We start from the raw sequence: 12,562 nt of genomic DNA, 5'->3' as shown, positions 1-12,562 counted from the left end.
TCGCAACGCTTCGGATGGGCGCTAGGCTGTTCCGGTGATCACCAAGCGCGTGACGAAGCTCGCGGACGGCCGCGACCTCTTCTACTTCGACGACGCCGACTCGACACTGCCCGCAGAACGCAGCATCGACGAGCGCGTGCTCGACCCGCGGCCCGAGACGGCGCGGATGCGGCAGGACGTCCTGACGGGCGAATGGGTGTCGATCGCGGCGTCCCGGCAGAACCGGGTGTTCCTGCCGCCGGCCGACCAGGACCCGCTCGCGCCCCAGAGCCCGGCCAACCCGTCCGAGATCCCGAGCCGCTACGACGTCGCCGTGTTCGAGAACCGCTCGCCGTCGTTCGGCCCGCTGCTCGAAGCCGACGACGCCCCCGAGTCACTCGAGTCCCTGAGCGACGTCGGCCTGAACCGCCAGCTCCGCTCGGTCGGCCGGTGCGAGGTCGTCTGCTTTTCGCCCGAGACCTCCGGGTCCTTCGCCTCCATCTCCGAGTCGCGTGCCCGCACCGTCGTCGAAGCCTGGGCCGACCGCACCGCCGCACTCTCCGCGATGCCGGGCATCCAGCAGGTGTTCCCCTTCGAGAACCGGGGCGAGGCGATCGGTGTCACGCTGCACCACCCGCACGGGCAGATCTACTCGTACCCGTACATCACGCCGCGCACCCAGCGCCTGCTCGCGAGCATCGAACGGTTCGGTCCGGACCTGTTCGAGCAGCACCTCGCGAACGAGCGGGGTTCCGAGCGGGTCGTCCTCGCTGGCGAGCACTTCACCGCCTTCGTCCCGTTCGCCGCGCGCTGGCCCATCGAGATCCACATGCTGCCGCACCGCCACGTCCCCGACTTCGCGGGCCTGACCGAGGCCGAGAAGGACGAGCTGGCCCACATGCACCTCCGGCTCACCCGCGGGCTCGATGCGCTCTACGGCGACCCGACGCCCTACATCGCCGCGTGGCACCAGGCGCCGGTGCACACCGCCCGCGACACCGTGCGGCTGATGCTGCAGATCACCTCGCCGCGACGTGCGGCGGACAAGTTGAAGTTCCTGGCCGGCAGCGAAGCCGCCATGGGCGCCTGGATCGGGGACCTCGTGCCCGAGAAGGCGGCCGAGTTCATCCGACAGGGAGTCGAGCGCGCATGACGTTCCAGCAGGTCTACGGGTACGAGCCGACGGTGCGGTACTCCGCCCCGGGTCGCGTCAACCTGATCGGTGAGCACACCGACTACAACGACGGCTACGTGCTGCCCTTCGCGATCGACCGTCGCACCACCGCCTCCATCGCGCAGCGTGACGACCGGACGATCCGCGTCGCCTCCGCCTTCGACGCCTCGAGCGAGCCGATGGCGCTGTCCCTCGACGACCTGTCGCCCGAGGCGATGGGCGGCTGGTCGGCCTACGTCTTCGGGATCGCATGGGCCCTGCGCGAGCATGCCGGTGCCGATCTGAACGACAAGACCGGGTTCGACGTCTTCATCGAGTCCGACGTGCCGGTCGGTGCGGGCCTGTCGTCCAGTGCGGCGATCGAATGCGGTGTCGCGCTGGCGTTCAACGACCTGTGGGAACTCGGCCTCGACCGGAAGACCCTGGCGCGCGTCGGGCAGTACTCGGAGAACCACGCCGTCGGTGCCCCCACCGGGATCATGGACCAGTCCGCCTCGCTGCTCGGCGAGCAGGACGCCGTCGTGTTCCTCGACTGCCGCACGCTCGACACCGCCGTCGTCGACCTGGCGCTCGAGGCGAACGGGCTCGAGGTCCTGGTGATCGACACCCGCGTCGAGCACGCCCACGCAACCGGTGGCTACGCGGCTCGTCGGGCCTCGTGTGAGAAGGGTGCCCAGGTGCTCGGCGTCGAGGCACTGCGTGACGTCAGCGTCGAGGACCTGCCTCGTGCGCAGGAGCTCCTGGACGACGAGACCTTCCGCCGGGTCCGGCACATCGTGACCGAGGACCAGCGCGTCCTCGACACCGTCCGCACGCTGCGCGAACAGGGTCCCCGGGCGATCGGTTCCCTGCTCGTCGCGTCGCACGAGTCGATGCGCGACGACTTCGAGATCTCCGTGCCGGAGCTCGACCTGGCCGTCGCGACCGCGGTCGAGCAGGGTGCCGTCGGTGCGCGCATGACCGGTGGTGGGTTCGGCGGTGCGGCGATCGCGCTGGTCGACCAGGAGTCACGCGAGGCGATCACCGCCGCCGTCACCGCCGCCTTCGCCGACGCCGGGTTCCGCGAGCCGAACGTGTTCACGGTGCACGCCGCGCAGGGCGCCCGGCGCGACTGACGGCGCTCCGCCGCTCGACGTTTCGCGCTGAGCGACAGTTCACGCGGCGATCAGCCCGTGGGCTGTCGCTCAGCGCGAAAGAACGGCAGCACCCCGACAGCCCCGCCGCGCCCCCGCCGACTCAGCCGAGGTAGTCCGCGTAACGGACGTACTCCACCACGTTCCCGAGCACGAACGGGTGCGTCCGACCGTGCTCCACGGCCCACTCCACCCACGCGGTCTGCGCCGGCATGAGCAACCACACCAGGGCGGTGGTCCCGAGCACGGCGGCCAGGGTCAGGCCCATCACGGTGTGCTCGTCGAACCGGGCTGCACCACGGCGGGCGATCGCGACGACGAACCCGGCGACCGCGAACCCCACCGTCGCGAGCGTCCATCCGGACCAGGGGCCCGACGTGAACGTGTACTCCTGGCCGGCGTGCACGAAGGTCGTCGCCCAGGTCGACCCGGGAGCCTGGAACAGCACGCAGATCGCCACGATGACGATCAGCCACCGGGCGTCCTTGGTCAGTTGCGACGGCTCGGGCCGGGCTCGCATCACCGGCGTCGTCTGCAGTCGTTCGTCCCCCATGCCGCGACCGTAGCACCGGCGGAGTGCACTTCGTGAGCAGCAATGGTCGGGTGCGATGACGCCACCCGACCATTGCTGCTCACCATCGCCACGCGACCAGCACGCGAGCGTCACGCGACCGGCACGCCGCGCGCGACCGCGCGCTACGACAGCTGGCGCTCGGCGGCCTCGACGACGTTCTTCATGAGCATCGCGCGGGTCATCGGCCCGACGCCACCGGGGGTCGGCGACAGGAAGCCCGCTACCGACGCGACCGCGGGGTCGACGTCGCCGTGCAGCTTCGCCTTGCCGGTCTCCTCGTTGACCACGCGGGTGATCCCCACGTCGATGACTGCGGCACCGGGCTGGACCCAGTCCGGCTTGACGAGCCCGGCGACCCCGGCCGCGGCGACGATGATGTCGGCGCGACGGCACTCCGCGGCGACGTCGGCGGTCAGCGAGTGCGTCAGGGTCGCGGTCGCCTCGAGCCGCGTGAGCAGCAGGCCGAGCGGCCGTCCGACGGTCAGCCCCTGGCCGATGATCGTGACGTGCGCGCCGCGGATCGGGATCTCGTACGCGTCGAGCATCGCGACGATGCCCCGCGGTGTGCAGGGCAGCGGTGCGTCGATCGTGCCGGCACCACCGGGCACGGCGAGCACGAGCTCGCCGAGGTTCGTCGGGTGCAGGCCGTCGGCGTCCTTCGACGGGTCCATGAGCTCGAGCATCGGCGTCGGGTCGATGCCCTGCGGCAGCGGGAGCTGCACGATGAACGCGGTGACCCGGGGGTCGTCGTTCATCTGCAGGATCGCGGCCCGGATGTCGGCAGCGGACGCCGTCTCGGGCAGGTCGATGCGGTGCGAGTCGAGCCCGATCGACGCCGAGTCGCGGTGCTTGCCCGCGACGTAGGACATCGAGCCGGGGTTCGAGCCGACCATGATCGTGCCGAGACCCGGACGGATGCCGTGCTCGTGCAGGCGGTCGATCCGGCCCCTGAGTTCGTCGAGCGTCCGGGCGGCGAGGGCCGTGCCGTCGATGCGGACGGCACTCCCTTCACCGGCCCAGAGCTCGCGCGGGAGCGCCGCGCTGACCGAACCGCTCACGCGTAGAGCGGGAACGCGTCGGTCAGGACCTTCACCCGCGCCGAGAGTGCTGCGACGTCCGGGTTCGGCATGAGGGTCAGCGCGATGATGTCGGCCACCTCGGTGAACTCGGCGTCGCCGAAGCCGCGGGTCGCCAGCGCCGAGGTGCCGATGCGGACACCCGAGGTGACCATCGGCGGGCGCGGGTCGAACGGCACGGAGTTGCGGTTCACGGTGATGCCGACCTCGTGCAGCAGGTCTTCGGCCTGCTTGCCGTCGACCTCGGACGCGCGCAGGTCGACGAGCACCAGGTGCACGTCGGTGCCGCCGGTGAGCACGTCGATGCCCGCGGCCTTGGCGTCGGCGGCGGTCAGACGGGCGGCGAGGGCCTGGGCGCCGCGGATCGTGCCCTCCTGACGGTCCTTGAACTCCGGGGTGCCGGCGAGCAGGAACGCGGTGGCCTTCGCGGCGATCACGTGCATGAGCGGGCCGCCCTGCTGGCCCGGGAAGACCGCGGAGTTCAGCTTCTTGAACAGGGTCTCGTCGTTCGACAGGATGATGCCCGAGCGGGGGCCGCCGAGGGTCTTGTGGACCGTCGACGAGACGACGTGGGCGTGCGGGACCGGGGACGGGTGCAGCCCGGCGGCGACGAGGCCGGCGAAGTGCGCCATGTCGACCCAGAGCTTCGCACCGACCTCGTCCGCGATCTCGCGGAACTTCGCGAAGTCGAGCTGGCGCGGGTAGGCGGACCACCCGGCGATCAGGACCTTCGGCTGGTGCTCGATGGCCTTGGCGCGGATGTCGTCGTAGTCGACCTCGAACGTCTCGGGGTCGACGCCGTACGCCACGGCGTTGTAGATGCGGCCCGAGAAGTTGAGCTTCATGCCGTGGGTCAGGTGACCGCCGTGCGCGAGCTCGAGGCCGAGGATGGTGTCGCCGGCCGAGGCGATGGCGTGCAGGACGGCCGCGTTGGCCGTGGCACCGGAGTGCGGCTGCACGTTCGCGTACTCGGCACCGAAGAGCGCCTTGGCACGGTCGATGGCGAGCTGCTCGGCGACGTCGACGTACTCGCAGCCGCCGTAGTAGCGCTTGCCCGGGTAGCCCTCGGCGTACTTGTTGGTGAGCACGGAGCCCTGCGACTCGAGCACGGCGCGCGGCACGAAGTTCTCGGACGCGATCATCTCGAGGGTGTCGCGCTGGCGGCCGAGCTCCTGCTGCAGGACGGCGGCGATCTCGGGGTCGACCTCGGCGAGCGGGGCGTTGAAGGCGGCGCGTGCGGCGGTCTGCTCGGCCACCTCGGCCGAGTCGGAGACGAACGGGGGCAGATCGGCAATGGACACGGGACTCCTACGGTGTGCGGACGACCAGCTGGTCGCACTCGGACGGTCGGTCGGTGCAGCCCAGGCGTACGGCCGCGCACCGTGTCTTTGTCGCTCCCCGATGGTGACCCATCCAACGCCAGTCGCGACCTGACGATCGTACCGAGCCACCGCACCCTGTGTCACCCTGGATGCATGACGCTGCTCTCGCCCGACGTGGACGAACGGACCACCACGGACGAACGGACCAGTGCGCGGGCGGACACCCCGTGGGTCACGGTGGTGTGGGACGACCCGGTGAACCTGATGTCGTACGTCACCTACGTCTTCCAGCGGCACTTCGGGTTCTCACGCGAGCAGGCCGAGCGGCTCATGCACCAGGTCAACGACGACGGCCGGGCGATCGTGGCGACCGGCCCGCGTGAGTCGATGGAGGCCCACGTGCAGTCCATGCACGGCTACGGGCTGCAGGCGACCGTCGACAAGGCCCCCGAAGCGTGATCCCGTTCGTCCGCCGCGCCGACGGCGTCCACCTCGGCCTGTCCTCCGGCGAGCGCGACCTGCTCGCCTCGCTCACCGAGCAGCTGCGGCAGGTGCTCGGCGGTGACCTGTCCACCGACCCGATCAGCGAACGGATGTTCCCGGACGCCTACCCCGGCGACGACGCGGCGAGCGCGGAGTTCCGGAAGTACACGGAGTCCGACCTGCTCACGCAGAAGACGACGAACGCCTCGATCGTGCACGACTGGCTGACGGGTACCCGCGACGGTTCGCTCGACGCCGAGGACGAGCAGGCGTGGCTCCGCACCCTCACCGACCTGCGGCTGACGATCGCCGATCGGCTGGGCATCGAGGACGCCGACGACGAGGAACGCTCGGTCGAGGCCGACGCGGGCGTCGGCCTGCGCGACGTCTACGACTGGCTCGGCTACGTGCAGGAACACCTGGTCGTCACGCTCACGTCGCGCTGACGGCCCACGGCCTGGAGGCCCGGATCACCTCCGGTGCGGCGGGTCACCCCAGCAGGTCGTCGCGGTGGGCTCGCGCCCAGTCGGTCAGGCTCCGGGGTGCGGTGCCGGTGATGCGCAGGACGTCGTCGCTCATCACGTCGACGCCGTCGAGACCGCGGCGGACGACCCGGCCGAACTGCTGCCGGAGCCCCTCGGCCTGCCACGCGGGCACGCCGCTCACGCGCAGCACGCCGGCGTAGACCCGGCTCGGCAGGTGCAAGGCGCGCACGGGTCGGCCGAGCCCGGTGGCGAGCGCGGCGGCGACACCCCGCGCATCGAGCAGGTCCGGGCCGGTGAGCACCGGTTCGGTGCCGTCGTGGCCGTCCTCCGTCAGCACCCGGGCGGCGGTCCGGGCGATGTCCTCGGTGTCGATCCAGCCGATCACCCCGCGGCCCGTGGTGTGCGGGAACCACCCCCGTCGGATCGCCGGGGCCGAGGGCTGCACGTTCGTCATGAACGACGAGGGGTGCAGGATCGTCCACGCCAGCCCGCTCTCGCGCACCAGCCGGTCGATGTGCCAGGCGGCGCTCGCCCACGACATCGGGGAGTGCTCGGCGGCGTCCCCGCCCGACAGCTGCACGATCCGGCCGATCCCTGCACGCTGCGCCGCACGGACCCCGGTGGTGCCCTGCTCGCGCTGCCGCTGGCTGACCGGCGTCACGAGGAAGAACCGGTCGACCCCCTCGAGCGCCGCGGTGAGCGCGTCCTCGTCGTCCAGGTCGGCCAGACGTCCGTCGATGCCCCGCGCCCGGAGCGCGTCGACCTGTTCGGGCCGTCGGACCACGGCACGCACCGTCACCCCGGCCGCCCGCAGCAGCTCCGCAGTCTTGCCCCCGACGTCCCCGGTCACGCCGGTGACCGCCACGATCTCGCCCATGTCTGCTCCTCGTCCCGCTGACTCGTTCTGATATCAGTTTCCTGATACCAGAACGTACGCCGGTACGATCGCCCCGTGCCCCAGGAACTCCCAGCCCCGCGCGACGACGTCGACGGCATCGTGGCGTGGACGGTGATCCGGGCCGCACGGACGCTCTCCCGTCGGCTCGCGGCCGAGCTGGCGCCGCTCGGGTTGACACCCGTGGAGTTCGGGGCGCTCATCCAGCTCGCGGCGGCGGGCGAGCTCAGCCAGGCCGACCTGGCGCGAGCGGTCGGCGTCCGACCGCAGAGCATGACGACGCTCGTCGGAGGGCTCTCGACGCGGGGACTCGTGGAGCGGGGCGCCGCACCGGGCCGGGGACGGGCCTCCCGGATGCGGCTGACCGACCAGGGCGAGGCGCTGCTGGCACGAGCCCACCCGATCGTCCGGGCGAGCAACGCGTGGTTCGGCGACGGTGCGGAACCGATCTCGGCGACCCTGCTCCCGCTGCTCGAGCCGGACGCGGGCGACGACGGGTCCGCCGTTCCCTGAGCGATATCAGAAGGCAAACTTGCAAGGCGGGCTGGTGACGGACTAGCCTCCGGGCGTGACCGACGCACCGGAGACCGACCCGACCGACCTGGCCGACGCCGTGCTGACGATGCACGGGCGACTGCGGCGGTCGTTGCTGGCCTCGAAGTCGGACGACGTCACGGCGTCGCAGACCGCCGCCCTCGGACGCCTGCTGCGGCACGGGCCGGCCACCATCGCCGACCTGGCGCGAGCCGAGGGTGTCCGACCGCAGTCGATGGGCGCGACCGTCCAGGCCCTCGTCGACCTCGGCCTGGCCGAGCGGCAGGCCGACCCGACGGACGGCCGGCGGTCGATCGTCAGCGCGACGGCGGCCGGTCGGGACGCCCGCCAGGCCGCCTGGGCCGCGCGGAACCACGAGCTCGCCGAGCGACTCGCGACCCTCCCCGAGGCGGACCGCCGCGTCGTCGCGCGGGCGATGGACCTGCTCGGGCCGATCGTCGATCCCTGACCCGCACCCCTCGCCCAGTCCTGCAACCGGAAGAAGCGCTCTCACGTCCACCACCACCACCACGACCCCCGACACGACCACGGGCAACGGCTTCGGCCCGAAGCTCCTCATCCCGGTGCTCGTCGGGCCCCTGCTCAACCCGATCAACACCACGATGGTGTCGGTCGCCCTCACCCCGATCTCCCGCGACCTGGGCATCGGTGCGGCGCAGGCGATCTGGCTCGTCGCGGCCCTGTACCTGGCGAGTGCGATCGCGCAGCCCACGATGGGCAAGCTCGCCGACCGGTTCGGCCCGAAGAAGGTGTTCCTGACCGGGCTCGTCATCGTCGGGATCGCCGGGGTGGTGCCCGAGGTGCTGACCGGGTTCGGCGGCGCCGTGTTCGCCCGGGTGCTCATCGGCATCGGGACGTCGTCGGCGTACCCGGCGGCGCTCACCACCCTCCGACAGCACTCCGTCCGGATCGGGAAGCCCACGCCGCCGCTCGTGCTCGGGGCGCTGTCGATCACGTCGCTCGTGTCCGCCGCCGCCGGCCCACCGCTCGGCGGGGCGCTCATCGCCGCGTTCGGCTGGCACGCGATCTTCCTGGTGAACGTGCCGCTCGCGGTGTTCGGCATCGTCGTGGCGACGCTCTGGCTGCCGTCCGACCGACTGCGTCCGCGCGACGACGCCGAGTTACCGGTGCTGCAGGCGCTCGACCCGCTCGGCATGGTGCTGATGACCGGGACCGTCTCGGCGCTGCTCGTCTTCCTGCTCGACCTGTCCGCCGGGCTGTGGTGGCTGCTCGCGGTGGCCGTCGTGCTGCTCGTCGCCCTGGTGGCGTGGGAGCTCCGGGCCGTGCGACCGTTCGTCGACGTGCGGCTGCTGGCCCGGAACGGCGCGTTGTCCCGGACGTACGGCCGCCTGTTCCTGACGTACCTGCTCGCCTACACGATGACCTACGGGTTCTCGCAGTGGGTGCAGGACGTCGCGGGCTACCCGAGCGACGTCGCCGGGTACATCCAGCTGCCGGCCGCGATCGTCGCCGGGGTGGCCTCGTTCGTGGTCGCACGGAAGACCGCGATCCGCGGGCCGCTCGTCGTCGCCGCACTGGTGCCGATCCTGGGCGGTGTGCTCCTGCTCTTCCTGCACACCGGGTCGCCCGTCGTCCTGCTCGCCCTGACCCCGGCGCTGTTCGGGGTGCCGCAGGCCCTGGCGTCGGTGTCGAACCAGGCGGCGCTGTACCGGCTCGTCCCCGCGGAGTACATCGGCACCGCGGCCGGGCTGTCGCGCACCGCGGTGTACATCGGGGCGATCGCGGCGTCCTCGCTCATCGGTGGCGTGTTCGGCCAGGCCCCGACGACGCCGGACCTGCACGTGCTGGCGTGGGTGATCCTCGGCGTCGCGGTGCTCCTGACCGTGCTGACCCTGGCCGACCGGCGCTTGCGGGACGCCGACGCCGGGCGCGCCACCGCCGCGCCCGCGCCGGCGTCCACGCCCGCGTCCACGCCCGCGCCCGCACCCGCACCCGCACCCGACGCCGAGTGAGCAGAAGATGACGGGTCGCACCCCCGCACCCGACGTCTTCTGCTCACTCGGCGGCCTCCGGACGTCCTGGAGCACCTCGCCACCCGCGGACCGGTAGCGTCGCGGGCATGGCGAACGGCGGCGGGTTCAGCAGCGACACCAAGGCAGGCGCGATCTGGAACGTGGTGATCTGCGGCATCCTCTGCATCGGCATCCCGATCGCGGCGATCGTCAACGCCGACCGGGGCTCCGCGTACATCGGCATCGGCATCGCGGCGACGGTCCTGGCCCTGTGCATGGAGGTCTACTTCGTCCGTCGTCTGCTCGCGCGCCGGCGCTGACGCCGGGCGCGCTACCACTGCCGCGCCCGCCACTGACGGTTCGTGAGCACAAATGGTCGAGTCGCCGCGGCGCACTCGACCATTCCTGCTCACGAAGCACGTCCCCCGCGGCCGGTACCCTGATCCGGTGACCGACCCGACCCCCACGCACTGGACCCTGACGCTCGTCTGCGACGACCAGCCCGGGATCGTGCACGCCGTCTCCGGAGCGATCGTCGCCGCCCAGGGCAACATCACCGAGTCGCAGCAGTTCTCCAGCGCCGACACGAACACGTTCTTCATGCGCCTGCAGGTGATGGCGCCGGTGGACCGCGCCGCCTTCGAGGCAGCACTCGCCCCCGTCGCCGCCCGCTACGACGCCCGCGTCCAGCTCGACGTCGTCGGTCGTCCGCTGCGCACCCTCGTGCTCGTGTCGAAGGCGGGCCACTGCCTGAACGACCTGCTCTACCGGCAGCGCGGCGGACAGCTGCCGATCGAGGTCCCCCTCGTGCTGTCGAACCACGCGGACCTGTCCGAGCTCGCCGCGTTCTACTCCGTGCCGTTCGAGCACCGCCCGGTCACCGACGCCGAGTCGAAGGAGCAGATGGAGCGGCGCGTGCTGCAGGCGGTGGAGGAGCACGACATCGAGCTCGTGGTCCTCGCCCGCTACATGCAGATCCTGTCGCCCGAACTCTGCGCGGCACTCGAGGGGCGTGCCGTGAACATCCACCACTCGTTCCTGCCCGGCTTCAAGGGCGCGAACCCGTACCGGCAGGCGCATGCCCGCGGGGTGAAGCTCATCGGTGCGACCGCGCACTTCGTGACGAGCGACCTCGACGAGGGCCCGATCATCGAGCAGAACGTCGTCCGCGTCGACCACACCAAGGAACCGGCCGAGCTGGTGTCCATCGGGCAGGACGAGGAGTCCCGCACGCTCACCCAGGCGGTGCGCTGGATCGCGGAGGACCGCGTCCTGCTCGACGGCGCCCGCACCATCATCTTCAAGTAGGCAGCACCATGACCAACGCCCCGCAGTCCCCCGTCGACTGGGAATCGGTCCCCGACCCGGCAGCCGTCCGGCAGCCGCGTCGGCGGTTCGAGGCCTGGATGATCCTGCGGATCGCCGTGATGGTGTTCGGTCTGCTGTCCCTGGCCTTCTGGGGCTACTGGTCGTGGCAGCTCCCGCTCCCCGGCTACCTGTTCATGGTCGGGGCTCCGCTGTTCGCGGCGGTCGTCTGGTACTTCTTCCGGTCGCCGCGCTCCCCGATCGAGACCGACATCGTCGGCAAGACCATCGTCGAGGTCGCCCTGGTCGTCGCCGGAGGCGCGACCTGGATCTCCATCGGCCACCCGGTCGTCGGCATCGTCTTCATCGTGATCGCCGCCCTGAGCGGCGTGATCGCGTTCCGCAAGGAGACCGCATGAGCACCACGGGCCTCCAGACCGGCCAGGAGGCCCAGCGCACGCTGGTCCGCGCAGCCCGCGTCGTCGACGCGGCCGGCACCACGGCCGACGGCTGGGTCCTGGTCGCCGGCGACACGATCCACGCGACCGGCTCCGGCCCCGAGGCCCCCGTGGCCGACCGGGTCGTCGACCTGGGTGACGCGGTCCTGACGCCCGGCTTCGTGGACCTGCACGGACACGGTGGGGCGACCGAGGCGTACGAGGACGACTCGTTCGACCGTTCGCTCGCGATGCACCGTTCGCACGGCACGACCCGCTCCGTCCTGTCGCTCGTCGCGAACCCGGTCCCCGCCCTCGCGGCGTCGCTGGCCCACGTCCGCGCCGTGATGGCGACCGACCCGCTCGTGCTCGGTGTGCACCTGGAGGGGCCGTTCCTGTCCCCGCACAACAAGGGCGCCCACAACGAGTCGTTCCTGATCGACCCGACCCCCGCCGCGGTCGACGCCCTGCTCGAAGCGGGCGAGGGTGTCATCCGCCAGGTCACGATCGCGCCCGAGCTGCCCGGAGCGCTCGACGCCGTCCGCCGCTTCGTCGACGCCGGCGTCACGGTCGCCGTCGGCCACACGGTCGGCACGTACGACCAGGCGCGGGCCGCGTTCGACGCCGGCGCGACGATCCTGACCCACGCCTGCAACGCGATGCCCGGGCTGCACCACCGCGCACCGGGGCCGATCGGGGCCGCCGTGGCGGACGACCGCGTGACGCTCGAGCTCATCCTGGACGCCGTGCACGTGCACCCGGTCGTGGCGGACACGCTCTTCCGAGCGACGCCGGGTCGGGTGGCGCTGATCACCGATGCGATGGGTGCCGCCGGCGCTGCGGACGGCTCGTACCGGCTCGGGTCGCTCGACGTCACGGTGACCGACGGCGTCGCACACGTGGCGGGGACGGAGACCATCGCGGGGTCGACGCTGACGCAGGACGTGGCGCTCCGCAACGCGGTCTCGCTCACCGGGCGGACCCTGCCCGAGGCCGTGGCGGCGCTGACGAGCGTGCCGGCCGGCGCGCTGGGGCTCGGCGACCGTCTGGGTCGGCTGGCTCCGGGGTTCGCCGCCGACATTGTGGCGCTGACGCCGTCGCTCGAGGTCGAGCGCGTCTGGGGCGGCGGGCGCGAGCTGCGCTGAAGCGCGCACGGCGCAGACGGCTCGCT

At 71.9% G+C, this 12,562-nt stretch carries 15 protein-coding genes and 1 riboswitch; of the genes, 11 read left to right on the top strand and 4 right to left on the bottom strand.

Translation table 11 applies throughout. From position 1 onward, the window contains the following. The first annotated feature begins 34 nt into the window (after window positions 1-34). Together galT and galK are read left to right on the top strand one after the other, a co-directional pair. A complete protein-coding gene (gene galT, locus DEJ05_RS12380) occupies window positions 35-1,132 on the top strand; it encodes a galactose-1-phosphate uridylyltransferase (RefSeq protein ID WP_111029048.1) in 1,098 nt (365 codons plus the stop codon). Beyond that, window positions 1,129-2,268, top strand: coding sequence for a galactokinase (gene galK / locus DEJ05_RS12375; protein ID WP_111029047.1), 1,140 nt, complete (start codon window positions 1,129-1,131; stop codon window positions 2,266-2,268). The genes galT and galK overlap by 4 nt, the downstream gene beginning before the upstream one ends. Before the next feature lie 121 nt (window positions 2,269-2,389). Here galK and DEJ05_RS12370 read toward each other — a convergent pair whose 3' ends face one another. The 3 genes from DEJ05_RS12370 to glyA form a co-directional block, all read right to left on the bottom strand. Then, a complete protein-coding gene (locus DEJ05_RS12370; RefSeq protein ID WP_111029046.1) occupies window positions 2,390-2,839 on the bottom strand; it encodes a hypothetical protein in 450 nt (149 codons plus the stop codon). 143 nt (window positions 2,840-2,982) lie between these two features. Further along, window positions 2,983-3,918: a tetrahydrofolate dehydrogenase/cyclohydrolase catalytic domain-containing protein gene (locus DEJ05_RS12365; protein ID WP_071404707.1), complete on the bottom strand. Its 936-nt coding sequence runs from the start codon at window positions 3,916-3,918 to the stop codon at window positions 2,983-2,985. Further along, on the bottom strand, window positions 3,915-5,192 hold the full coding sequence (glyA, locus tag DEJ05_RS12360) for a serine hydroxymethyltransferase (RefSeq protein ID WP_111029113.1): 1,278 nt from the start codon (window positions 5,190-5,192) through the stop codon (window positions 3,915-3,917). The genes DEJ05_RS12365 and glyA overlap by 4 nt, the downstream gene beginning before the upstream one ends. A gap of 96 nt (window positions 5,193-5,288) precedes the next feature. Then, a riboswitch (ZMP/ZTP riboswitch) is annotated at window positions 5,289-5,373 on the bottom strand. A gap of 38 nt (window positions 5,374-5,411) precedes the next feature. Here glyA and clpS point away from each other — a divergent pair. Both clpS and DEJ05_RS12350 read left to right on the top strand, forming a co-directional pair. After that, entirely contained in the window at window positions 5,412-5,717 is a 306-nt protein-coding gene (gene clpS, locus DEJ05_RS12355) for an ATP-dependent Clp protease adapter ClpS (RefSeq protein ID WP_071404706.1), read from the top strand. Continuing rightward, the gene (locus tag DEJ05_RS12350) at window positions 5,714-6,187 is read left to right on the top strand and encodes a DUF2017 family protein (RefSeq protein ID WP_111110547.1); all 474 of its coding nucleotides are present in this window, start codon (window positions 5,714-5,716) and stop codon (window positions 6,185-6,187) included. The genes clpS and DEJ05_RS12350 overlap by 4 nt, the downstream gene beginning before the upstream one ends. Window positions 6,188-6,230: 43 nt before the next feature. On the opposite strand, the gene DEJ05_RS12345 is transcribed toward DEJ05_RS12350, so the two are convergent. After that, window positions 6,231-7,103, bottom strand: coding sequence for an NAD(P)H-binding protein (locus DEJ05_RS12345; RefSeq protein ID WP_111110546.1), 873 nt, complete (start codon window positions 7,101-7,103; stop codon window positions 6,231-6,233). 75 nt (window positions 7,104-7,178) lie between these two features. Here DEJ05_RS12345 and DEJ05_RS12340 point away from each other — a divergent pair, with 75 nt between their 5' ends. From DEJ05_RS12340 to nagA, 7 genes are all read left to right on the top strand, one after another. Then, on the top strand, window positions 7,179-7,634 hold the full coding sequence (locus DEJ05_RS12340) for a MarR family winged helix-turn-helix transcriptional regulator (RefSeq protein WP_111032312.1): 456 nt from the start codon (window positions 7,179-7,181) through the stop codon (window positions 7,632-7,634). A gap of 55 nt (window positions 7,635-7,689) precedes the next feature. Beyond that, window positions 7,690-8,124: a MarR family winged helix-turn-helix transcriptional regulator gene (locus DEJ05_RS12335; RefSeq protein ID WP_220032954.1), complete on the top strand. Its 435-nt coding sequence runs from the start codon at window positions 7,690-7,692 to the stop codon at window positions 8,122-8,124. 115 nt (window positions 8,125-8,239) lie between these two features. Continuing rightward, entirely contained in the window at window positions 8,240-9,649 is a 1,410-nt protein-coding gene (locus DEJ05_RS12330; protein WP_111110545.1) for an MFS transporter, read from the top strand. A gap of 107 nt (window positions 9,650-9,756) precedes the next feature. Then, window positions 9,757-9,969 carry a hypothetical protein gene (locus DEJ05_RS12325; RefSeq protein ID WP_111110544.1) on the top strand — a complete coding sequence of 71 codons (213 nt, stop codon included), beginning with the start codon at window positions 9,757-9,759 and terminating at the stop codon, window positions 9,967-9,969. Between the two features lie 127 nt (window positions 9,970-10,096). Beyond that, on the top strand, window positions 10,097-10,957 hold the full coding sequence (gene purU / locus DEJ05_RS12320; protein ID WP_110861849.1) for a formyltetrahydrofolate deformylase: 861 nt from the start codon (window positions 10,097-10,099) through the stop codon (window positions 10,955-10,957). Between the two features lie 8 nt (window positions 10,958-10,965). Then, on the top strand, window positions 10,966-11,373 hold the full coding sequence (locus tag DEJ05_RS12315) for a YrdB family protein (protein ID WP_111110543.1): 408 nt from the start codon (window positions 10,966-10,968) through the stop codon (window positions 11,371-11,373). Beyond that, window positions 11,370-12,536 carry an N-acetylglucosamine-6-phosphate deacetylase gene (nagA, locus tag DEJ05_RS12310; protein WP_111110542.1) on the top strand — a complete coding sequence of 389 codons (1,167 nt, stop codon included), beginning with the start codon at window positions 11,370-11,372 and terminating at the stop codon, window positions 12,534-12,536. The genes DEJ05_RS12315 and nagA overlap by 4 nt, the downstream gene beginning before the upstream one ends. Window positions 12,537-12,562 lie beyond the last annotated feature (26 nt).

The organism is Curtobacterium sp. MCLR17_045 (assembly GCF_003234405.1).
Classification (GTDB): Bacteria; Actinomycetota; Actinomycetes; order Actinomycetales; family Microbacteriaceae; genus Curtobacterium; species Curtobacterium flaccumfaciens.
This window is presented reverse-complemented; position numbering and strand designations above follow the sequence as displayed.

What these genes read in the sequence shown, in the direction of transcription:
- DEJ05_RS12325 (WP_111110544.1), top strand. Translation starts at nt 9,757, where the DNA reads ATGGCGAACGGCGGCGGGTTCAGCAGCGACACCAAGGCAGGCGCGATC.
- DEJ05_RS12345 (WP_111110546.1), bottom strand. Translation starts at nt 7,103, where the DNA reads ATGGGCGAGATCGTGGCGGTCACCGGCGTGACCGGGGACGTCGGGGGC.
- clpS (WP_071404706.1), top strand. Translation starts at nt 5,412, where the DNA reads ATGACGCTGCTCTCGCCCGACGTGGACGAACGGACCACCACGGACGAA.
- DEJ05_RS12315 (WP_111110543.1), top strand. Translation starts at nt 10,966, where the DNA reads ATGACCAACGCCCCGCAGTCCCCCGTCGACTGGGAATCGGTCCCCGAC.
- DEJ05_RS12370 (WP_111029046.1), bottom strand. Translation starts at nt 2,839, where the DNA reads ATGGGGGACGAACGACTGCAGACGACGCCGGTGATGCGAGCCCGGCCC.
- galK (WP_111029047.1), top strand. Translation starts at nt 1,129, where the DNA reads ATGACGTTCCAGCAGGTCTACGGGTACGAGCCGACGGTGCGGTACTCC.
- nagA (WP_111110542.1), top strand. Translation starts at nt 11,370, where the DNA reads ATGAGCACCACGGGCCTCCAGACCGGCCAGGAGGCCCAGCGCACGCTG.